A 20,816-nucleotide genomic window follows, 5' to 3' on the forward strand; every position below is an offset into this window, starting at 1 on the left:
TCCCGAACTCGACCGTTAAACCCCTTTGCGCCGATGGTACTAAGTCTCAAGACTTGGGAGAGTAGGTCGCTGCCAGGTCTGCCAAAAACATGCGTTCTCTCAACGACTAGAACAACAAAACCCCGCCCGCGAAAGCCGGCGGGGTTTTGCTTTGTCAGCTAGCCACCAAGCTGATCCAGCCGGCACTGCTCCGCACGCTTGTCCGGACGCCACCGCAACAGCCGCGTCCCGTGACGAAACCGCTCCCCGCTCACGTGGTCGTACGAAACCTCAACAACAAGCTCAGGCCGCAACGCTTCATAGTGCTCCGTCCGCTCCGTCGACCAGCGGCTCGGTCCGCCAGGCGAACGGCCCGTGAAACCACTGCCGCCGCGCAGCGCCTCGAGCCGATCCGTCAGTTGCAGCTTATCCTCCGCAGCCAGGGCCGAGGTGAAACCGACATGGTTCAGCTTGCCGGCGTCATCGTAGAGCCCGAGCAGGAGCGAACCGACCAGCTTGCTGCCGGTGCCGTAGCGGAAGCCACCGACCACGCAGTCGGCAGTGCGAATGCGCTTGATCTTCAGCATATCCCGCTCGCCCGCGGCATAGGGGGCATCGAGGCGCTTGGCGATCACCCCGTCGACGTCGCCGCCGGAGACGGAAAGCCAGCGTTCAGCTTCCTCTCGATCCGTGGTCCTGGGCGAAAGCTTGATGCCCTGCTGCTCAACGCCGGCGAAGAAGCTCTCGAGAGCCTGACGGCGGTCCGTCAGCGGCAGCGAGGCAAGCGGCTTTGCGCCCGGCGCCAGCAGCAGATCGAAGAGGACGTAGACGGCGGGATGTTCGGTAGCGAGCTTCTGGACGCGGCTGGCCGCGGGATGAAGCCGCATCTGCAGGGCATCGAAACTCAGCTGGCCGTCCACGGGGATGGTCAGTTCGCCATCAAGCACGAAGTCGCCCGCCGGTAGCCTTTCGAGCAGCGCCACCATGTCGGGAAAGTACCGGCCCAGCGGCTTGCCAGACTTGGCGAACAAGGCGACGGCGCCACCCTGTTTGACTGCGATGCATCGAAAACCGTCCCATTTGGGCTCGAATTGCCAGCCCGCATCGCTGGGCAGTTCATCCACCGCGCGCGCCTCCATCGGCGCAAGCGGGATCTCAGCAGGTGCGTTGCCGGTAGCGGACATCTCGCTCTCCTTCGCCTCCCAAAGCTAACCGACGATCCGCCAGCTGTCTCGGGTCCTCCCGGGGGAGTTCGCCCCTGCCCATCCGGGCAGTACGAAGTTACCTCACAGTTCGTTGAACGCGGGGGCGGTCTGTCCCATATCTGTAGCTCGCAGCTTCGGGGGAGCGAGCATGCCGGACGCAGTCATTTCCATTGCCGACCTGTCGAAGACTTATGCGACGGGCTTCGAGGCGCTAAAGTCGGTCAGCCTCGAAATCGAGCGCGGCGAGATCCTGGCGCTGCTCGGGCCGAACGGAGCGGGCAAGACCACGCTCATTTCCATTGTCTGCGGCATCGTCACGCCGTCCGCCGGCACGGTGACGGTCGGCGGCCACGATATCGTCCGCGACTATCGCGAGAGCCGAAAGATGATCGGTCTCGTGCCGCAGGAGCTCACCACGGACGCCTTCGAGACGGTTTGGGCCACGGTCAGCCACTCGCGCGGGCTGTTCGGCAAGAAGCCGAACCCGGCGCACGTCGAAAAGGTGCTGCGCGACCTCAGCCTGTGGGACAAGAAGGACAGCAAGATCATGCAGTTGTCCGGCGGCATGAAGCGCCGGGTGATGATCGCCAAGGCGCTGAGCCACGAGCCTGAGGTGCTGTTCCTCGACGAGCCGACCGCCGGCGTCGACGTCGAGTTGCGCAAGGACATGTGGGCGATGATCCGCCGGCTGCGGGCCGCCGGCACCACCATTATCCTCACCACGCATTACATCGCCGAGGCCGAGGAGATGGCCGACCGCATCGGCATCATCCAGCATGGCGAGCTGGTGCTGGTCGAGGAGAAGGCCGAGCTGATGCGCAAGCTCGGCAAGAAGCAGCTGACCCTGACGCTGCAGGAGAAGCTCGACGCTCTGCCGGAGGCGCTGAAGCCCTATGCGCTCGAGCTCGCCGCCGACGGCGAGAGCCTCGTCTACACCTATGACGCGCGGGGCGAGCGGAGCGGCATCAGCGGGCTGCTTGCCGATCTCGGCAGCTCCGGGGTGCGGTTCCGAGACCTGCAGACGCGGGAGAGTTCGCTCGAAGACATCTTCGTCAGCCTGGTGAGGGACGCGTCATGAATTTCGAGGCGATCAAGGCCATCTACAAGTTCGAGATGGCGCGCACCTTCCGCACGCCGCTGCAGTCGCTGATCTCGCCTGTGATCTCGACCTCGCTCTATTTCGTGGTGTTCGGCGCCGCCATCGGCTCGCGCATCACCGAGATCGAGGGGGTGAGCTACGGCGCGTTTATCCTGCCGGGCCTGATCATGCTGATGATCCTGACCCAGTCGGTGGCCAACGGCTCCTTCGGCATCTACTTCCCAAAATTCCTCGGCACCATCTACGAGCTGCTCTCGGCGCCGGTGTCGTCGTTCGAAACGGTGGTCGGCTATGTCGGCGCGGCGGCCACCAAGTCGATCATCCTCGGCGTGCTGGTGCTGGCGACGGCCTGGTTCTTCGTGCCGATCCGCATCGATCACCCGTTCTGGATGACCGCCTTCCTGGTGCTCACCGCCGTCACCTTCAGCCTTGTCGGCTTCATCATCGGCATCTGGGCCAAGGGGATGGAGCAGCTGCAGACGGTGCCGCTGCTGATCATCACACCGCTGACCTTCCTCGGCGGCACCTTCTATTCGCTGAGCGTCCTGCCGCCGTTCTGGCAGGCGGTGTCGCTGTTCAATCCGGTGGTCTACCTGATCAGTGGCTTCCGCTGGGCCTTCTACGGCATCGCCGACGTCGACATTTCCGTCAGCGTCGCGGCGACGCTCGGCTTCCTCGCCATCTGCCTTGCCATCGTCAGCTGGATGTTCCGCACCGGGTATCGGCTGAAGTCGTAGCGCGGCTTTCATTGCCGGTTCATCGCCGGAGGATTAGCCTCGCGAGCGGAGGTCGATCATGCGCACCATCTGTCTCGCCCTGAGCCTGGTTCTCGTATCCGGTCCGGCTTTCGCCGCCGGGGCGCAGAACGATGAGATGCTGTTCGGCCGCGATCCGGGGAAGGATCGGGTGTTCGCCTGCTTCTCCCGCCAGTACGACGCCAAGCACCTGAGCCAGCACGACGCGCAGAACGTCACCGCGATGACGCTGCTGGTCGACAGCACCGAGGATGCCGATTACGGGCGGCAGTACGTGCTGTCGATAGGGGTCAACTTCCGCGGCGTCGACGAGCAGTTCCAGGTGTCCGGCTCGTGCGGGCTCGACGAAGAGGGCAACAAGCTGCTCGGCTGCGGCATCGACTGCGATGGTGGCCAGATCGACGTGAAGCTGCGCGACAAGGACTCGATTGCCGTCGAGATTCCCTATGGCGCCCGCACCTGGGATCCGGAATCGGAAGACGAGCCGCCGGCCGAGGCGGCCTTCGGCACCGACGACAAGGTGTTCTGGCTCTATCGGACCGATCTCAAGAATTGCCTGCCGCTGGAGTACGATGATGCCGGCAAAGCCCTCCTCGCTGCCCAATGAGCCGGTCAGCCGGCGCGGCCTCGTTGCGCGCCTCGTCGCCGCGGCTGCTGCGGGCGCCGCGGTATTCAACGGCGAAGCGCGGGCCGCCGCTCCGACCGTGCCGCGTGTCGCCTATCACCTCAGCGACATGGACAAGGTGGCGTTCGTCCTCGGCAATATCGCCAACCACATCGAGGGGATGGGCGGGCCGGACAAGGTGAGCATCGTGCTCGTGGTGCACGGACCGGCGCTCAACGCGTTCCGGCAGTCCACGGCAAATCCCGATCTCACCCGCAAGCTCTCGAAAGCCGCCGGGCAGGGCGTGGGGCTCGAGGCCTGCGGCAATACACTCGAAGCGCAGAAGCTGGAGCTTTCCGACCTGTTGCCGGGCTTTGTCCGTGTCGATCAGGGCGGCGTTACCCGCCTCGCACAGCTGCAGGCCGACGGCTATGCCTATCTGAGGCCCTGATCGCTAGAACTGGTCACAAAATCTTCAGGTTCCTCCGCCATCAGGACGGCACGACTCCGGAACTGACCAGGCCCCCGAATGACCAGGATTTTCAGCACCGCCCTGCGGTTCGCCCTCGCTTTGTCGCTGCTTGTCGCCTCGGTGCTGCCGACGCTGGCGCAGGTGACGATCTTTTCGCCCTTCAACATCGCCGAGGCGATGGATCAGGGCGTGAAGAAGGTCGCCGATGTTCCCTATGCCGACGGGCAGCGGAAGAAACTCGACATCTACGTGCCGGACAAAATCGAAGGCACCGCGCCGGTGGTGATGTTCATCTATGGCGGCAGCTGGCGGGCCGGCGACAAGTTCGAGTACGAGTTCGCCGGGCGGGCGCTGGCTGCGGCGGGCTTCGTCACCGTCATCGCCGACTACCGGCTGTGGCCGGAAGTGAAGTACCCGGAATTCCTCGAGGACAATGCGCAGGCGATGCGCTGGATCCAGGACAACATCGCTCTCTACGACGGCGATCCGAAGCGCTTCTTTCTCGCCGGTCACTCGGCCGGAGCCTACAATGCGGTGATGCTCGGGCTCGATTCCTCATTCCGCCGTGAGTACGACGTGACCATGCCGATCCGGGCCATTGCCGGCATTTCCGGGCCGTACAATTTCTACCCATTCGAGTACGACCAGGTGCGCGACACCTTTGGCCCGGCGCCGAGCGCCGAGGGCACCCAGCCGGTGAACCTCGTCACCGCCGACGCACCGCCGATGCTGCTCGCCAGCGGCACCAGCGACCCGATCGTCCGAGTGCAGAATTCCGAGGCGCTGGCCAAGAAGCTGCGCGACCAAGGTGTCTGGGTCACCGAGAAATACTACCAGGGCTTCGGCCATCTCGAGCCGGTCATCGCGCTCGGCGCCATGATGCGGTTCCGCATGCCGGTGCTGAACGACGTGGTCGAGTTCTTCCAGACCTTTGGCGCCTTCCCATCCGGTACGCCGCGTCCGGTGTTCACGCCCGATCCGCCTGAGACCGAGATGACCGAGGTCATCAAGAAGATGGATGACGTGCTGGCGCCAATCGATGGCGGCCGACGCAACGAGTAGTCACGCTTGGCGCGTCAGACGTTGACGCTCTGCATCCGCGCGGCAAACGCCTCGCCGAAGGCCGACATGCCGTCAGCGATGATGCGGCCCACCGCATAGGCCGCGACGGCGTAGAACTTCTGCGCCGCCGGGGTGCGGAGGAAAGCGATGTAGGTGTCGAGGTCGGCGTCGCTGAGGTCGCGATAGGCGTAGGCCATCATGGCCCGCTGGGTGCGACCGACATCGGCAAGCAGGCCCGGCATCATCGCCTCGACCTGCGTGTCGATCTCCTGCCACGGCACCGCGATATCGCCCTGCTGGTGCGACACCGAAAGCCCGAGCAGCAGCGCCCGCACCGACTGGCCGACCATCGCAGCCGAGATTTCGGCCGAGACCAGCTCCATCAGCGCGTCGATCTGGGTCTGCCGGATCACCGAGGCGGCGGCCACCAGCTGCTGCCCTTTGGCAATCGCCGCGACCTGCGCCGCCGGCTCCAGCAGCGCCGCCGAGCGCTCCAGCGTCGTCATGCGCTGGCCGAACTCCGAGTGGAAGAACTCTCCCAGCACCGACTGCTCGTCGGCGGAGAATTTGCCCTCGAGCGCCTTGGCCAGGCGGCGATGCAGGTCGCCGGCGTCGAACACCGCATTCGCCGTCGCTTCCCAGTGCTTGAGGAAAATCTCGTCGCTGGAGATCTCTTCGGTCCGCGCCGAGGCGGCAATGGCAGCGCCGAACTGGGTGAACACGACATCGAGCGCGGTGGCGCGCATCAGTTCGGCCACGGCGAGTTGCTGGCTTTGCGCCTGGACGGGAGCGGCGACGGCGAAGGGCGCAGCGATCGGCGCCAACAACAGGGCCACCATCGCGAGCGATCGGATCAGCATCTCACGGCCCCTCCTTGATGCTGCCAGCCTAGCGCAGCGGTGCCATTATCGCCAAGGCGGCGCACGATTTCCGCACAGAACTTGCCCCGGCGCGCCCCGCCGCTGCTAAACTCCAGCACAAACAATGGAGTGCTTGCCATGCAGTACACGCGCCTGGGCCATAGCGGCCTCGAAGTCAGCCGGATTTGCCTGGGCTGCATGTCGTTCGGCAACCCCAAGCAGGGCTCGCACGAGTGGACGCTCGACGAGGCGCAAAGCCGTCCGATCCTGCGTGCGGCGTGGGAGGCCGGGATCAATTTCTACGATACGGCCAATGTCTATTCGCTCGGTTCGAGCGAGGAGATCGTGGGCAAGGTGCTGCTCGAACTGGCGCCGCGCGACGAGCTGGTGATCGCCACCAAGGTGCATGGCGAGATGCGCAAGGGGCCGAACGGTCACGGCCTCAGCCGCAAGGCGATCATGGCCGAGATCGACAACTCACTGCGCCGGCTCGGCACCGACTACGTCGATCTCTACCAGATCCACCGGTTCGATCCGGCAACGCCGATTGAGGAGACGCTGGAAGCACTTAACGACGTGGTGCGGGCAGGGAAGGCCCGCTATATCGGGGCTTCGTCGATGGCGGCGTGGCAGTTTTTGAAGATGCTGATGATGTCGGACCAGCATGGCTGGGCCCGGTTCGTTTCAATGCAGGACCAGCTCAACCTGATCGAGCGGGAGGAGGAGCGGGAGATGCTGCCGCTTTGCATCGACCAGGGGATCGGGGTTATCCCCTGGTCTCCCTTGGCGCGCGGGCGGTTGGCGCGGCCGTGGGGGGAGAGCACGGAGCGGATGGAGACCGACATCTACGGTAAGACCTTGTATTTGCGGGACGAAGCGGCGAACCAGGCGATCAACGCGGTGGTTGGTGAGATCGCCAAAGCGCGCGGGGTGAAGATGGCGCAAGTGGCGCTCGCCTGGGTGCTGCAAAAACAACCGGTTAGCGCCCCAATCGTCGGGGTGACCAAGCTCGCGCAGCTCGAAGATGCGGTGGCGGCGCTCGATGTGGGGCTCAGTGCCGACGAGGTGGCCCGGCTCGAGGCGCCGTATCACTCGACGGGGGCGCAGAGCTTCCGCTAGGTTGCGTCGGGGTAGAAGAGCAGGGTTTGGTCGTGACAAAGCACAGCAAAAGTCTGTCCGTAGGCCATGGACTTCTGCCGGTGATCGTCGGTCTGGCTGCGATCCTGCTGCCGGCGAGCGTGTTGGCGAAGGATGGGGCGACCGCATCGATCTGTGGCATGGCGGCGGCATCGCAGTTTGAAGCCGGCTACGCGGGGTTCGGACGCGAGCTCAGCCAGATCGATACCGCCATCGCTATTCCGGCCTGCGAGGAAGCAGTGAAGGCGACGCCGGATGCGATCGCCAACAAGGCATGGCTGGCGCGAGCGCTGTTGGCCAATGGCGAGACAGACGCGGCGCTGCCGCTGCTCGAGGAGGCGGTTGCCGCCGACAGTCCGCTGGCGCGGCAGCTGTTGGGCGATGTGCTGTTCGGCGATCTGGGCGATGGCAGCAGGGACGATTATGCGCGCGCCGTCGAAGTGACACGGCCGGCGGCGGAGGCAGGGTTCGCGCCGGCGCAGCTCAGCCTCGGCTATGCCTATGACCTCGGGCGCGGGATCGACGAGGACGATGTGCTGGCCGCCGACTGGTACAAGCGTGCCGCCGATCAGGGCGAGCCGCGGGCCGCGGGCAATCTCGGCTACCTCTATCACGGCGGCTCGGGCGTTCCGCTCGACTATGAGCAGGCGAAGCACTGGTACGAGCTCGCCGCGGCGAAGAACGACGTCATCGGCATCTATGGCCTCGGGCAGCTCTATGAGTTCGGGCAGGGGGTGGAGATCGACTACGTCAAGGCGGCCGAGCAGTTCCGGCTCGGCTCCGACCTGGGCGATTCCTACGCGCAGAACGACTTGGGCTACCTCTACGATTCCGGGCTCGGGGTTACCGAGGACGCGGCCGAGGCGGCGCGCTACTACCAGATGGCAGCCGACCAGGGCTATCCGCTGGCCAGCGCTAACCTGGCGCAGCTGTACAGCACCGGTCGCGGCGTCGAGCGGGATTTCGACCGCGCCTTCGGGCTCTATTCGTTCGCTCACGACCAGGGCGAAATCGGCGGCACGGTGGGTCTCGCGCAGGCTTATCTCTACGGCGAGGGCGTTCCGCTCGATTACGCGCAGGCGCTGATCTACGCCGCGCAGGCGGCCGAGGCCGGAGCAAGCTACGGACAGACGACGCTTGGCAGCATCTATGCCGACGGGCTCGGCGTGCCGCGCGATTTCGCGCGCGCCATCGAGCTGTTCGACCAGGCGGCGGCGCAGGGCAACAGCTATGGCGAGAGCCGGGCCGCAGAAGTGCGGGCCGAGCAGGCCTGCGGGCTGATCGCGGCGTCGCCCTACGAAGCCGGGTTCGAGAGTACCGGCAAGCCGATCGAGCAGATCGATGCCGAGACCGCGGTCACCACCTGCGACAAGGCGATAGGTCTCGATGGCAACTCGCTCGAGAACAAGGCCTGGTACGCACGGGCGCTGATAGCAGCCGGCCGGCAGTCGGAAGCAGCGCCACTGCTCGAGGCGGCGACCCTGAGCGACTGGACGCCGGGCATGGTGCTGCTCGCCGATCTGCTGCTGTGGGGGCACGGGGTGGACGAGGATCCGGCCCGGGCCGTGGCGCTCTATCGGACTGGGGCAGCGCGCGACTTTCCGCCGGCCGAGTTCGGGCTGGGCGTCGCCTACCAGAACGGGCGCGGTGTTCCGGTCGATGCGACGCTGGCGGCGAAGTGGTACCGGGCGGCTGCCAAGCATGACATGCAGGCGGCAACCGACCGGTTGGCCGATCTCCAGCGGGGCCAGACAGAGCCGCAATACGGCACTGGTCGCGCTGGGCCGAAGAGCTAGCGTCCTCCTAGAGGCCAAGGGCAGTCGCCGCGGGGCGGATGAGGGTCTTTCTCCCCTCCCCCGCCACGCGGGGGAGGATCACCGCGCGGGCGGTGCTACACCGGCTCGCGGATGACCGAGGGGGCTGAGCGCTTTTCCTTGCCGTGGATGACGGCTTCGATGTTGTTGCCGTCGGGGTCGAAGACGAAGGCGGCGTAGTAGCCGGGGTGGTATTTCCGCTCGCCCGGGCCGCCATTGTCGGCGCCGCCGGCTTTCAGCGCGGCTTCGTAGAACCGCTTTACCATCGCTTCGTCGCGCGCCTGGAAGGCGAGGTGGACTTTGGAGATGTGCTGCCCAGGTCCGGGCTGGCTGATATAGAGCTCGTCGGCCTGGAAGGCGTAGGACGAGCGGTTGCCGGGCGGCAGTTCGAGGGCTTCGAGCACGGCGGAGTAGAAGGTCGCGGCCTTGTCGAGGTCGGCGACGTTGATGTGCACGTGATCGATCAAGCGTCCGGCGTGGAACTGCATTCAGGCCTCCTTACTCACTGAGGCGCGAAAGTGAACATAACGAGAACGACGTGTCAATCACGGGCCAATGAAAAGCCGGCCGCCTGGTGGGACGGCCGGCTCGAAAATGTCAGCGACAGAAACCTTACTCGGCCTTGTCGGCGCTGTCGGAATTGAGCTGGCCGTACTTCTCGACGCCGATCGAGTTGAGCAGCTGCAGTTGGCTCTCGAGGAAGTCGATGTGGCCTTCCTCGTCGGCGAGCAGCTCTTCAAACAGGTTCTTCGACACGTAGTCGCCCAACGACTCGCAGAGCTCGCGCGAGGCCTTGTAGGCCTTGCGGGCGTCATACTCGCCGGCGAGATCGCACTCGAGCACTTCCTTGATGGTCTGGCCGATGCGGAGCGGCGCGACGCGCTGCAGGTTGGGGTGGCCTTCGAGGAAGATGATGCGCTCGATCAGCTTGTCGGCGTGGTGCATCTCTTCGATGGACTCGGCACGTTCCTTGGCAGCGAGCTTGGTGTAGCCCCAGTCGGACAAGATGCGAAAGTGCACCCAATACTGGTTCACGGCCCCGAGTTCGAGGAACAGAGCCTCGTTAAGCCGCTCGATGACCTGTGCTTCGCCTTTCATTCCGACCTCCTTGGCGCTTGCGACGCATGGCCGAAAGCCGCCCGTGCACAGGAGGTGCCTCGGCGGATTTTTCGGCCAATTGGAGGTGGTACTCTTCCGTTACCGTGATGATAATGTCCACCACATTCGGAACGCAGCCGGCGCATTTGCAGCGCTTCTGGAGCTCCCGATAAACCATTGCCGGAACGATGATCTGCCAGGGATCCTCACGCAACAGCCCGATGATGATCTGCTTGATCTCCCTGTCGGTGATCACGTTGCACTGGCAGACAAGCATGGGCAGAAAGGGCGTCGGCTGTGAGGGTCGGGCGGCATAGAGCGCCGCCGAAACCTGATTGTCAATGTCAGATAATGCCGCAGCATGAATCACGAAACCATCGCCGTCCCCGTGCGTATCTGTTCGGGCACTCGTAGGGTCTCTTGCATGTCGTTCTCTCTCGTCGGCCTCCTCAACTTCGCCAGCCCGAAGGATCGCCGGTCGCGCCGTCTCGCCGCCGGTCTTGCCTATGGTGACAGGCCCAAGCAGCGGCTCGATATCTATGGGCCGGTAGCTGCCGCAGGACCGGTGCCGGTGGTGGTGTTCATATACGGGGGCGCCTGGAACGAGGGTGACCGGCGCGATTTCGCCTTCGCCGCGCGATGGCTTGCAGCGCTCGGCTATCTGGTGGTGGTGCCGGACTATCGGGTGCTGCCGGAGGTGGAGTATCCGGTGTTTCTCGAGGACTGCGCGGTAGCAGCGCGCTGGACGCTCGAACACGCTGCCGAATTCGGCGGGGATGAGAAGCGGCTGGCGCTGCTGGGGCACTCGGCCGGTGCGTATAACGCCGTGATGCTGGCGCTGGAGCCCGCCTATGGGGTGGCCGGCGCGATCCGCTCAGTAGTCGGACTGTCCGGTCCCTATGACTTCCACCCGTTCGACGTGCCGATCGCCATTCGCACCTTCAGCGGGGCTGCCGACCAGCTGAAGACGCAGCCGGTGAACCTCGTCACCGGGGCGGCGCCGCCGATGTTCCTGGGTAGCGCCGACGGCGACACCGTCGTGGGTCCGCACAATACGGTGGCGCTGGCGCGGCGGCTGCGCGAGCACGGCGTGATGGTGGTGGAGCGGCACTATCCGCGTTTCACCCACCCTTCGACCTTGCTGGAACTGGGGAGCCTCCTCACCCGCCGGTCCAGCCTCGCCGGAGAGGTCGCAGGTTTCCTCGAGCGCACATTGCGGCTGGCGCGACGGGACGGCAACGCTATGATCGGAGCGGGTGAGCAGGGAGTGACGCGATGAGTGGGCTGCGGTTGAGTTTGCTGCAACGAGCTCTGGTGGGCGGCGCCGTGCTGGCGCTCGGGCCCGGCATGGCCCCGGCGTTCGCCACCGAGTTGTTCGATGCCTGTGCTGCCAAGGCGGCGAGCCAGTACGAGACGGGCTATGCCGAAACGGGGATGGACAGCAGCGCCATCGATACGGCGGCAGCGATCGAAGCCTGTACCGCCGCGCTGGCCGAAGCTCCGGAATCGGCGCCGCTGAAGGCCTGGCTCGGCCGGGCCTATGACGCATCCGGCGACTCCGCACAGGCCGTGACCTATCTCGAGCCGGCGGCGACTGCCGGCAATCCGCTGGCCCAGACCTTGTTCGGTGACATCCTGATCGTCGGGCAGGGGATCGAGCAGGACATGACCCGCGGCGCCGAGCTGTTGAAGCTTGCCGCTGATGCCGGTTTCGCCCCGGCCGAGGACAGCTTGGGGCTCTCCTATGATTACGGCGAGGGCGTTGCGCAGGACTATGCCGAGGCGGCGCGCTGGTATCGTCGCGCCGCCGAGCAGGGCTTGCCGCGCGCCATGGCCAATCTCGGTTCGATGTATGCCGACGGGCTGGGGCTCGATCGCGACCTGGTCGCCGCTTCCGCCTGGTATCAGCGGGCTGCCGATCGCGGCGATGCCCGCGCGCAGTTCAATCTGGGCAAGCTTCAGGAGACCGGGGCGCTGGGCGAGGCGGATTACGAGCGGGCGGTAGCGCTCTACCAGGCTTCGGCCGACCAGAACTACGCGCTGGCCATCAACGCGCTGGGCTATCTCAAGCAGAATGGCTACGGCACCAAGCCCGACCTCGAGGGCGCAGTGGCGCTGTACCAGCGGGCGGCCGACCAGGGGATCGCGCAGGCGCAGTTCAACCTGGCGCTGCTCTATGAAGACGGCGTGGGCGTAGCGCAGGATTCCGCCCTGGCCAGGCAGTACTACCGCCAGGCCGCGCAGAACGGCAATGCGGATGCGGCGGCCAACCTGGGGCTGATGTATCTCGATGGCCATGGCGGCGTGCTCGACTACGGCAAGGCGCTGAGCTTCACGCAACAGGCGGCCGACCAGTACAACCCGGTGGGGCTCAACAATCTCGGCCATCTCTACGAGAATGGGCTCGGGGTGACGCTGGATACCACGAGGGCGCTGGAGCTCTACCAGCAGGCGGCCGAACTCGGGTATCAGCCGGGGGCGGACAATCACCGGCGCCTGGAAGCGACGCTGCAGGCGCCGACCGAGACGCCGACGGTGAAGACCTATCCCAAGAGCAAGATCGACAACTAGCTAGGGCTGCCTAGCCGTTCGTCCCCGCTCGTTGAGAGTGGGTCCAACTGGGGTGCCCCGAGCCGTTGCGGCAAAGGGAGCGCTCATGCAGTGTTCGTGCTGCATCACGCTGGAGTCGGTTGTTGTTCCCCTGGATATCAGACGTCTTGTCGCCGGCGATCGGTGTGTTTCGGTTGCTCCGGTCGGACATGCTGCTGATCGCCTCCGGGGCGTGCCTGGCATTCTTCATTACGGTGCTGGGCATCCCGCGCGTTGCGCACCTCTTGCCAAAGGATCGCGGCCGCGCGTTTGCGGTCGATGCCGACAAGAGCGTCGGCAAGCCCATGGGGGCCGGCCTGTTCTTCGTCGCAGTGTTCGCGCTCGCGGTGTTCCTGTTCGTTCCGTGGCGGCTCGATGCGCTGCTGTTCGTCGGCGTCATGCTGCTCGCCTCGGTCATCGGGCTGGTGGACGACGCCACAGGCGGCCTGTCGGAATACCGGCTGGCCTTTCTCGATCTGCTGGTTGCCGGGCTATCGGCGTGGCTGCTGCTGAACGCAGAGGGGTCCCTGGCGCTCTGGCTGCCCCTCATCAGCGGATCCTTCGTGCTGCCGCCGTTTGCAGTCTTCCTGATTTTCACGGGGACGATCTGGATATCGATCAACGCGACGAACTGCAGCGACGGCGTCGACGGCCTGTCAGGCAGCCTGAGCGTGGTCTCCCTCGTGTTCCTGGCGTTCCTCCTCTACGGCGTGGTCGGGGACAAGGCGACCGCTGAATACCTGCTGATCCCGTTCGATCCGCGCGCCGGCCTGTGGGCGAGCCTCGCCTTCATCATGGTGGGGTGCGTTGCCGGTTACCTCTGGCACAACGCCCCGCCGAGCAGCGTGCTGATGGGGGATGCGGGGTCACGCCCCCTGGGCCTGCTGATCGGCGTTTTGGTCTGTGCGAGCCACAATGTGCTGCTCATCGTGGTCGTCGGGTTCGTCATCCTTGCCAACGGTTCGACCGGTATCGCCAAGGTCGCTCTGAAGCGGTTCTTCAAGGTGCTGGTGTTTGGGCGCGTGCGGTTTCCGCTGCACGATCATTTTCGCAAGGAGGTCGGCTGGACCGGGTCGCAGGTGCTGGTGCGCTTCGTCATCGCCCACCTGATCGTCTCGGCGATCCTCTACGCTGTGTTGCTCAAGGTGCGCTAGCGCGGTCGGCTCGTCAGCTGTGTTCCTTCTCGCGCCGGCTCGCCAGCACGGCGATGGACGCCGCGACGCGGTGGGCGGTGGAGAAGAACTCGCGGTGGATGAGGAAGCCGACCGTCACGACGCTGGCGGCAACGGCAAGCCACTCGTTGGCGAACCAGGCGACCATCGGCACGGCGAAGTAGTAGGCACGAATGCCGTTGTTGAAGTTCTTGGCCGCGAGCGTGTTGAGCTGGGCGATGCCGTCGATCTCGTCGCGGGCGACGTGCTCGGAATGCTCGATGGCGCCGAGCAGGATGCAGAAGTGGTTGAATTGGCGCAGCGCCAGGGTGAAGGCGAAAAAGCTCAGCACGAAGATGGCGAGCGTCGCGAACAGGTGGATCTGCACGTCCTGGGTGCTGTAGCTGGCCTTGAGGCCGACAGTCGACAGCGTGTCGGTGAGCGCCGTCAGGTTGCCGAAGGCGGTGAACACCGCCAGCACCAGCAGCACCGAAGTGGAGGCGAGAAAGCTCACCGAGCCCATCAGGTTGCCGGCGAGGATGGCATCGAGCGGGGTGTCGCGCTTTACCGCGTTCGCCACCCAGCGCCGCCGTTGCATCGACATGATCACCGATAGCGAGGGGCGGTGCCGCTCCAGCAGCGGGACGCCATAGTTATAGGCGAACCAGCAGAAGAGCGGAAAAAGTGTCGCAAACAGCGTCATGGCGCGCCGGAGCCCTCGGAGATTCGGGTGCTCCTTTATAGCGCCACCGACGCCGTTGGCGACTGGCTCAGATGAACGGCGGAGACAGCATCGAAACGAAGCGCATGCCTTCGTTGCGGTCCGCCGGCGCGTCGCTGGGCAGCGGCCACTTGCCATCCAGCACCGCGGCATCGCGCTCGGTGCGGGTCAGGCGCCATTCAGGACCGAAGAACGGCTTCTGGCGATCGTCGCCCGGCGGCAGGTCGTCGCGCGGGGTCAGGATTCCGACAAAGTGCAGCACGTCATCACTCCTCGTTTTGGTCGGCCCCGCCGCCCACAGGGGGAGGCGGCAGGGCCGCATTGCCCGCCAGGAGAAGGGAGGAGGAGACCCCCGGCGTATGCGAAGTAGAATAACAAAGACTATCGGATTGGTCGAGAATTGAGATGCCAAATCGCGGGCGTGAGGGGGAAGCGATTTGCGTGGGGGTTGGGGCAGGTAAAATAGGGCGGCGCGGCCGGTGGTAGTGGACCCCCACCCCTGTCCCCTCCCCGCAAGGGGGAGGGAGACCCTCACACTGATGCCGGCGTTTCGTCTCCCTCCCCATTCTTAGGGGGAGGGGACCGGGGGTGGGGGTCGGCTCGCACCGGCCTGTCGACACGCGCTCTACAAGGTGCGCGCGTAGCGCATGAATATCTGTTGGATTTCGTTCATCACAGCCTCGGACAGCTCGATATCTGCGGCAGCTATGTTGACCTTTAGCTGGTCCATGGTGGTAGCGCCGATGATCACCGAGGTCATGAACGGCTTGGTCAAGCAGAAGGCGATGGCCATCTGGTTGACGTCGAGCCCGTGCTTTTCGGCGAGCGCGATGTAAGCCCGGATCGCCGGCTCGGTGTACTGGTTGTTGCGGTAGGCGGAGCCGGCAATAGCGCCGCGCGTCCCCGCCGGCAGCACGCCGCCGAGGTACTTGCCGGAGATGGCGCCCGCCGCCAGCGGCGAATACGCGAGGAGCCCGACATCCTCGTGGAAGGCCAGTTCCGCCAGGTCCATGTCGTAGTAGCGGCGCAGGAAATTGTATTCGTTCTGAATGGTTTGCACCCGCGGCAGGCCCAGCTCCATCGAGAGCTTCAGGTATTGCATGGTGCCCCAGGCGCTCTCGTTGGAGAGGCCGAAATGCAGGATCTTGCCCTCGCGCACCAGCTCGCCCATCACCTGCAGGACCTCGAGCATGTTGGGGAGTACGGCCTCCCGGTCCTGGAGGTAGGGGTTGTAATCCCACGAGCCCTCGAAGTGGTAGTGCCCGCGGCGCGGCCAGTGGATCTGGTAGAGGTCGATGCGGTCCGTCTGCAGGCGCCTGAGGCTGCCTTCCACCGCTTCGCGCACGCTCGGGCCATCGATGCCGCGACCGTTGCGCACCCAGGGGCGGCCGCCACCGGCGACCTTGCTGGCGAGGACGATCTTGTCGCGCTTGCCGGTCTTTTTGAACCAGGTGCCGATGATCTCCTCGGTCTTGCCGTAGGTCGAGGCATCGGGGGGCACGGCGTACATTTCGGCGGTGTCGAAGAAGTTGATGCCGTGCTCGATGGCGTAATCCATCTGCGCGTGGCCCTCGGCCTCGGTGTTCTGCTTGCCCCAGGTCATGGTGCCCAAGCAGATTTCGGACACCGAGATGTCGGTGCGGCCAAGTGTCTTCATCTTCATCGGAAAAGCCCCTCGAATGCGGCGCGCACCCTAAGTGGCGATACCGGCTGAGACAATCCCTCCGATGGTTCGAGCCGAGGTTGCGCCGGGGGCGAGGATCGGAGAGATTGCGCGCGACACTTCAAGGATATTGCCCGTGCCCAAGCTGACGCAGCTGCTCGCCGCCCTTTGCCTCATACTAGGCGGTTTATCTGCTGGCCCGGCGCAGGCGCAATCCGACCCCGACATCGCGCGGCTGGGCAAGATGAGCCTCAAGGAACTGGCGGAGTTCATCGGTGCCGTTACCCGCTCGGTCGGGCAGGACACGATCAAGCTGCAGCCGGCGGCGCAGAGCAATGACTGCGCCGAGCTGATCCGGGCAGCGAACTCGTTTGCGCTGGGCTATCGCCTGCTGGACGAGGCGGACGCGGCGCTGATCGGCAAGCCGGCAAAGGACGTGCTGGTGCTGAAGTCGCATATCGTGCAGTCGCGGGTCATCACCTTTGCCGCCCGGGTCCGCGCCGAGGAGTGGCTGAGCCGCCGCTGCGTCGGCTTTCAGATGCCGGCCGACAAGGCGAGCGAACCGCGTTATGCGGTGCCGGTGAAGATCCAGACGGCCGAATATACCGAGGCGGTGATCGAGGCGCGGGACGCCGCCGAAGCCAACCTCGCGGCCGCAGTGGCGGCCGGAATCAGCCGTAAGTGCCCGCAGGTGATCTCGGCCATGCAGTCGATCCAGCTGTTCGTGCCCTATCTCGAAAAACTGGGCAAGGACGTCGCCAAGCGCCCGGAAGCGCTGGGTCCGCGCGCCAGCCGGCGTGGTCTCGAAGTGGCACGCAGCCAGCTGGTCGCCGCCGGCAACAAGCTCTATCGCGAACTCGGGGTGGGGTGCCGGGCCACGGCCCCGCCCGAGGCGGAAGCCCCCTCGGACGGTGCGGCTCCGCCCGCCGGAGAAGACGCGCCGCCCGCCGCCCAGTAGGGCATCCGCACCGCTGGTCAAAAAACTGTCACGCTGATCGCTTTTTGCCTTGAGGTAAGCCGGATCACCCCCTATATACCCCCTGCGTCGGCGGCGATGGTCGCACTCGAAAGACGCAAAAAGCCAAGGCTTTGATATCTGACGCGGGGTGGAGCAGCCCGGTAGCTCGTCAGGCTCATAACCTGAAGGTCACAGGTTCAAATCCTGTCCCCGCAACCAAAGCTTGGCATTGGAAAACCCCGCGAAAGCGGGGTTTTTCGTTTCTGGGCCGTACAAGTCGGCAGGGGAACAGCGGATCCGCTCAAGCTCCGGCCTGGCGGCTGCTTCCAGCCACATCGCGACTGCTACTGCGCCGGGGTCGGGATGGCCGAGGGCGCGATCGTCGATATAGCTCGAGCGGCCGCGGCGCGACTGCATCGCGGCGGTGCCGGCTGCTCCGTCGCGCGCTGCTTGTGCGGCTGCGTCGAGCTGGTCGGCGATGCTGCCAGTGGTCATCGCAGTGGCGGCGGGGATGAGGGCGTCCAGCATGGTGTGGTCGTCAGCGTCGGCGCGCCGCCCAGGCGATGGCGGTGAGGAAGGTGCCACAATAGGCGCGCTCGACGATGACGCCGCGCTGGCGCAGCAGCTGCAGCGAGGTCGGCGCGTACCAGTGTGTTCTGGTTGCCGAGCAAGGCCAGCCCGGGATGGAGGGCCGCGAGGCCTTCGAGCGACTGACGGACGATCGAAGGAATATCGTTGATGAGCTTCCTCATCGCCTGTCCTCCCGGAACCCCGCGCCGGGGCGGCGCAGATTCATGCAGCACGACACTGGCGATGTCTGCACGATCGGGGTTCAGGAGGAAAGGGCCGAGAGGTTAGGCGGCAGCGGCCTGCTGGCGCTCTAGCGGATAGCCATCCGCCTCGTAAAGGGCGCGGATGGCGTTGCCATCGAAGCGACGTCCGTCGACCTCGAGGAAGGTGCCGATCAGCCAGGCTGCGGGGCGGTCTTCCACGATGTACTGGATGGCCTCGGCGGCCGTCTTGAAGCGGCGATACTGCTCCCGGGCCGACTTGGCGTAGCGGCGGCTGGGATAGAGCTCGGCGGAGGCGGTGTAGCTGAAGTTTTCCAAGTCGTGTCCTTTCGGGGCGATGAGCCGCGGAGGCGGCCGGTGGGTTTGCGTTGCAGCGGGTAATCGCCGCTCCGGTAGAGGCGCGCCAAGGCGCTACCGGCATAGACGCGGTCTCCGACCCGTAGGCGGGCGCCGCGCAGGCTGATGGGTGCAACTTCCTCGAAGGCGAAGCGCAAGGCGTGTGCCGCGACCCGGAAAGCCCGAGGGCCCTGGGCCGTGGCAGTTTGCCAGTCGCGACCGAGATAGAGCTCGGCGCGAGCCTGGTAGTTCAGATGTGCCATGTGTTCTCTTGTGGGCCGGTCATCGTCAGATGCGGGCCTCTCGTTGAACGCCTCAACCGAAACCGGGAGACGTGTGCCGGGCCTGCCTTGACGGTAGGCCCGGCGGATCGATCAGGCGAGCTGAAGGTTGGTCGCGGACAGCTTGCCGTCCCGGCCGCTCTCGAGGTCGTAGGTGACCTTCTGGCCTTCGGCCAGGCCCATGATGCCGGCTGCTTCCAGCGCGGTGGCGTGGACGAATGCGTCCTTGCTGCCATCGGCCGGAGCGATGAAGCCGAAGCCCTTGGTGGAGTTATAGAATTTCACGGTGCCATTGATCATGACGGTTTACTTTCGATTGTGAGGGGACGCCCGGCGGGCGAACGCACTCGTTCCTCCGGCGCAACACGCGCAGGGGGTCTAGACGTTCGCAATTCAGGGGAACCAAACAACCGGCAAGCCGGCAGATCAGAAGCCAAAGATGGCCGTAACGTATGGCGGCTATATAGGGATGAATTGCGCCGAGAACAAGGTGGCGCCGGAATTAGGGTCGGACACGCTCACCGTGCTTCGGCCAGGCCAGCTGCGCACCATTTACTACTTCGATGCGGCACGGGCATCGACAGCTTTATCAGGCGCGACGCTGTCAATATCGCCGCGTCGCTCTCTGTGCGAAATCGTACACAGTCTTGCTTAAATGCAGGTTGGCTATTGGCTTAGATCATTGTAATAAACTGCAATGCAGAGTGTTCATGTGTGCGGCATGAGCGTGCATCTAAGCTTTTAGATGAAGTATTTGTACGAAACCGTACGCCCGATACTTGCGATCCGGAGGCTTTCGTGGCGACGAAGGACGAGAAGCTCTCACTCAATGCCCTAATCGCCATGGTTGTCGGGTCGATGGTAGGGGCAGGGATTTTTAACCTGCCCGGCCGCTTCGGCGCGGCCACCGGTCCATTTGGGGCGATCATCGCCTGGGCGATCGCTGGCACCGGCATGTATATGCTGGCGCGCGTCTTCCAGACGCTGGCCGAGAAACGCCCCGACATCGACTCCGGCGTGTTCGCCTACGCCAAGGCCGGCTTCGGCGACTACATGGGGTTCCTGTCGGCCTTCGGCTATTGGCTCGGCAGTTGCCTTGGCAACGTCTTCTACTGGGTGCTGATCGGCTCGACGCTCGGCCGGTTCTTTCCCGAGATTTTCGGCGATGGCAGCAGCATCATCGCGATCATCGTTTCGCTGGTCGGCATCTGGGCCTTCCATTTCATGATCCTGCGCGGCGTCCAGCAGGCCGCCTTCATCAACACCGTCGTCACCATCGCCAAGCTGGTGCCGTTGGTGGTGGCGCTGCTGATCATGATCTTCGTGTTCAACTACCAGCAGTTTTCCGAGAACTTCTTCGGTGGCGCGGACATGCCGGAGAAATCCCTGGTCGACCAGGTGCGCGACACCATGCTGATCACGGTGTTCGTGTTCCTCGGCATCGAGGGGGCCAGCGTTTACTCCCGCTTCGCCAAGAAGCGCGCCGACGTCGGCACCGCCACGATCCTCGGGTTTGTCGGCGTTACCGGCCTGATGGTCGCGATCACGCTGTTGCCCTATGCCGCCATGCCGCAATCGACGATTGCCGGCCTGCAGCAGCCCTCGCTCGCCGGCACGCTGGAAGAGATCGTCGGCCATTGGGGGGCGGTGTTCATTTCCATCGGCGTACTGATCTCGGTGCTGGGCGCCTATCTCGCCTGGTCGCTGATCTGCGCCGAAGTGCTGTTCGCGGCGGCCAAGTCCAAGGATATGCCCAAGCTGTTCGCGGCGGAGAACGCCGACAAGGTGCCGGCCAACGCGCTGTGGCTCACCAACATCGTCGTCTCGCTGTTCGTGATCTCGACCTATTTCTCGCAGGATGCCTTCAACTTCATGCTCGACATGACGAGCGTGACGGCGCTGCTGCCCTACCTGCTGGTGGCGGGCTATGGCGTGCTCATCGCCCGGCGTGGCGAGGGCTACGAGGCCAATTCGAAAGAGCGTGGATGGGACCAGGTCGTTGCCTGGATCGCGGTGATCTACACACTCGTCATGTTCGTAGCGGCCGGGCTCAAATACGTGCTGCTGCTGGCGGTGCTGCTGGTGCCGGGCACCGTGCTCTACTTCTGGGCGCGGCGCGAACAGAAGCTCAGGCTCTTCACCCCCGTCGAGCTCGTCGTCTTCGGCGTCACCCTCATCGCAGGCGCCGTCGGGGCGTGGGGCCTGCTGACCGGCACTATCACACCATGATCCTCGAAAGGT

General features: G+C 65.0%; 23 protein-coding genes, 1 tRNA gene and 1 rRNA gene. 14 read left to right on the forward strand and 11 right to left on the reverse strand.

Going from position 1 to position 20,816, the window contains the following annotated elements; genetic code table 11:
- Positions 1-78 (forward strand): 5S ribosomal RNA (rrf, locus tag AC1DV8_RS22215); the annotation flags it as partial.
- Between the two features lie 80 nt (positions 79-158).
- Here the strand turns inward: rrf and AC1DV8_RS22220 are convergent.
- Positions 159-1,163 (reverse strand): ATP-dependent DNA ligase, encoded by a 1,005-nt coding sequence (locus AC1DV8_RS22220; RefSeq protein ID WP_477158961.1) that lies wholly within the window; start codon positions 1,161-1,163, stop codon positions 159-161.
- 169 nt (positions 1,164-1,332) lie between these two features.
- On the opposite strand from AC1DV8_RS22220, the gene AC1DV8_RS22225 reads away from it, so the two are divergent.
- The 5 genes from AC1DV8_RS22225 to AC1DV8_RS22245 all read left to right on the forward strand — a co-directional run bounded on the left by AC1DV8_RS22225 (position 1,333) and on the right by AC1DV8_RS22245 (position 5,176).
- Positions 1,333-2,262: an ABC transporter ATP-binding protein gene (locus AC1DV8_RS22225; protein ID WP_477158962.1), complete on the forward strand. Its 930-nt coding sequence runs from the start codon at positions 1,333-1,335 to the stop codon at positions 2,260-2,262.
- Positions 2,259-3,020, forward strand: coding sequence for an ABC transporter permease (locus AC1DV8_RS22230; RefSeq protein ID WP_477158963.1), 762 nt, complete (start codon positions 2,259-2,261; stop codon positions 3,018-3,020). Before AC1DV8_RS22225 ends, AC1DV8_RS22230 begins: the two co-directional genes overlap by 4 nt.
- Before the next feature lie 58 nt (positions 3,021-3,078).
- Complete coding sequence (locus tag AC1DV8_RS22235) at positions 3,079-3,645, forward strand: hypothetical protein (protein ID WP_477150056.1); 567 nt, start codon at positions 3,079-3,081, stop codon at positions 3,643-3,645.
- Positions 3,614-4,093 carry a DsrE family protein gene (locus tag AC1DV8_RS22240; RefSeq protein WP_477150055.1) on the forward strand — a complete coding sequence of 160 codons (480 nt, stop codon included), beginning with the start codon at positions 3,614-3,616 and terminating at the stop codon, positions 4,091-4,093. The genes AC1DV8_RS22235 and AC1DV8_RS22240 overlap by 32 nt, the downstream gene beginning before the upstream one ends.
- A gap of 78 nt (positions 4,094-4,171) precedes the next feature.
- Positions 4,172-5,176: an alpha/beta hydrolase gene (locus AC1DV8_RS22245; RefSeq protein ID WP_477150054.1), complete on the forward strand. Its 1,005-nt coding sequence runs from the start codon at positions 4,172-4,174 to the stop codon at positions 5,174-5,176.
- A gap of 14 nt (positions 5,177-5,190) precedes the next feature.
- On the opposite strand, the gene AC1DV8_RS22250 is transcribed toward AC1DV8_RS22245, so the two are convergent.
- Positions 5,191-6,036, reverse strand: coding sequence for a hypothetical protein (locus tag AC1DV8_RS22250; protein WP_477158964.1), 846 nt, complete (start codon positions 6,034-6,036; stop codon positions 5,191-5,193).
- A gap of 138 nt (positions 6,037-6,174) precedes the next feature.
- Between AC1DV8_RS22250 and AC1DV8_RS22255 the strand changes: the two genes are divergently transcribed.
- Positions 6,175-7,155 carry an aldo/keto reductase gene (locus AC1DV8_RS22255; protein ID WP_477158965.1) on the forward strand — a complete coding sequence of 327 codons (981 nt, stop codon included), beginning with the start codon at positions 6,175-6,177 and terminating at the stop codon, positions 7,153-7,155.
- Positions 7,156-7,235: 80 nt separating this feature from the next.
- Positions 7,236-8,969, forward strand: a complete 1,734-nt coding sequence (locus AC1DV8_RS22260) for a tetratricopeptide repeat protein (RefSeq protein WP_477158966.1) — start codon at positions 7,236-7,238, stop codon at positions 8,967-8,969.
- Positions 8,970-9,064: 95 nt separating this feature from the next.
- Here the strand turns inward: AC1DV8_RS22260 and AC1DV8_RS22265 are convergent, their stop codons facing one another.
- The 3 genes from AC1DV8_RS22265 to AC1DV8_RS22275 form a co-directional block, all read right to left on the reverse strand.
- A complete protein-coding gene (locus AC1DV8_RS22265; protein ID WP_477158967.1) occupies positions 9,065-9,475 on the reverse strand; it encodes a VOC family protein in 411 nt (136 codons plus the stop codon).
- A gap of 124 nt (positions 9,476-9,599) precedes the next feature.
- Complete coding sequence (gene bfr, locus AC1DV8_RS22270) at positions 9,600-10,085, reverse strand: bacterioferritin (protein ID WP_055046419.1); 486 nt, start codon at positions 10,083-10,085, stop codon at positions 9,600-9,602.
- Positions 10,051-10,455: a (2Fe-2S)-binding protein gene (locus AC1DV8_RS22275; protein WP_477158968.1), complete on the reverse strand. Its 405-nt coding sequence runs from the start codon at positions 10,453-10,455 to the stop codon at positions 10,051-10,053. The genes bfr and AC1DV8_RS22275 overlap by 35 nt, the downstream gene beginning before the upstream one ends.
- Positions 10,456-10,509: 54 nt before the next feature.
- Here AC1DV8_RS22275 and AC1DV8_RS22280 point away from each other — a divergent pair, with 54 nt between their 5' ends.
- From AC1DV8_RS22280 to AC1DV8_RS22290, 3 genes are all read left to right on the forward strand, one after another.
- Positions 10,510-11,364 carry an alpha/beta hydrolase gene (locus AC1DV8_RS22280; RefSeq protein WP_477158969.1) on the forward strand — a complete coding sequence of 285 codons (855 nt, stop codon included), beginning with the start codon at positions 10,510-10,512 and terminating at the stop codon, positions 11,362-11,364.
- Positions 11,361-12,656, forward strand: coding sequence for an SEL1-like repeat protein (locus tag AC1DV8_RS22285; RefSeq protein WP_477158970.1), 1,296 nt, complete (start codon positions 11,361-11,363; stop codon positions 12,654-12,656). Before AC1DV8_RS22280 ends, AC1DV8_RS22285 begins: the two co-directional genes overlap by 4 nt.
- Positions 12,657-12,820: 164 nt before the next feature.
- Positions 12,821-13,828, forward strand: a complete 1,008-nt coding sequence (locus AC1DV8_RS22290; RefSeq protein WP_477158971.1) for an MraY family glycosyltransferase — start codon at positions 12,821-12,823, stop codon at positions 13,826-13,828.
- A gap of 13 nt (positions 13,829-13,841) precedes the next feature.
- Here AC1DV8_RS22290 and AC1DV8_RS22295 read toward each other — a convergent pair whose 3' ends face one another.
- The 3 genes from AC1DV8_RS22295 to AC1DV8_RS22305 all read right to left on the reverse strand — a co-directional run bounded on the left by AC1DV8_RS22295 (position 13,842) and on the right by AC1DV8_RS22305 (position 16,209).
- Positions 13,842-14,528 carry a DUF599 domain-containing protein gene (locus tag AC1DV8_RS22295; RefSeq protein WP_477150045.1) on the reverse strand — a complete coding sequence of 229 codons (687 nt, stop codon included), beginning with the start codon at positions 14,526-14,528 and terminating at the stop codon, positions 13,842-13,844.
- A gap of 67 nt (positions 14,529-14,595) precedes the next feature.
- Positions 14,596-14,808: a hypothetical protein gene (locus tag AC1DV8_RS22300; RefSeq protein WP_477150044.1), complete on the reverse strand. Its 213-nt coding sequence runs from the start codon at positions 14,806-14,808 to the stop codon at positions 14,596-14,598.
- A 363-nt stretch (positions 14,809-15,171) separates the two neighbouring features.
- Positions 15,172-16,209 (reverse strand): aldo/keto reductase, encoded by a 1,038-nt coding sequence (locus AC1DV8_RS22305; RefSeq protein WP_477158972.1) that lies wholly within the window; start codon positions 16,207-16,209, stop codon positions 15,172-15,174.
- Between the two features lie 136 nt (positions 16,210-16,345).
- On the opposite strand from AC1DV8_RS22305, the gene AC1DV8_RS22310 reads away from it, so the two are divergent.
- Positions 16,346-17,167, forward strand: coding sequence for a hypothetical protein (locus AC1DV8_RS22310; protein ID WP_477158973.1), 822 nt, complete (start codon positions 16,346-16,348; stop codon positions 17,165-17,167).
- Positions 17,168-17,309: 142 nt separating this feature from the next.
- A tRNA-Met gene (locus AC1DV8_RS22315) sits at positions 17,310-17,386 on the forward strand.
- Here the strand turns inward: AC1DV8_RS22315 and AC1DV8_RS22320 are convergent.
- From AC1DV8_RS22320 to AC1DV8_RS22330, 3 genes are all read right to left on the reverse strand, one after another.
- Positions 17,357-17,752: a DAK2 domain-containing protein gene (locus AC1DV8_RS22320; RefSeq protein ID WP_477158974.1), complete on the reverse strand. Its 396-nt coding sequence runs from the start codon at positions 17,750-17,752 to the stop codon at positions 17,357-17,359. The genes AC1DV8_RS22315 and AC1DV8_RS22320 overlap by 30 nt on opposite strands.
- Before the next feature lie 269 nt (positions 17,753-18,021).
- Positions 18,022-18,276 carry a hypothetical protein gene (locus AC1DV8_RS22325; protein WP_477150040.1) on the reverse strand — a complete coding sequence of 85 codons (255 nt, stop codon included), beginning with the start codon at positions 18,274-18,276 and terminating at the stop codon, positions 18,022-18,024.
- Between the two features lie 392 nt (positions 18,277-18,668).
- A complete protein-coding gene (locus tag AC1DV8_RS22330; RefSeq protein WP_477150039.1) occupies positions 18,669-18,875 on the reverse strand; it encodes a cold-shock protein in 207 nt (68 codons plus the stop codon).
- Between the two features lie 498 nt (positions 18,876-19,373).
- On the opposite strand from AC1DV8_RS22330, the gene AC1DV8_RS22335 reads away from it, so the two are divergent.
- On the forward strand, positions 19,374-20,804 hold the full coding sequence (locus AC1DV8_RS22335; protein WP_477150038.1) for a basic amino acid/polyamine antiporter: 1,431 nt from the start codon (positions 19,374-19,376) through the stop codon (positions 20,802-20,804).
- Positions 20,805-20,816: the final 12 nt, after the last annotated feature.

Source organism: Devosia sp. P3_B2 (genome assembly GCF_056402875.1).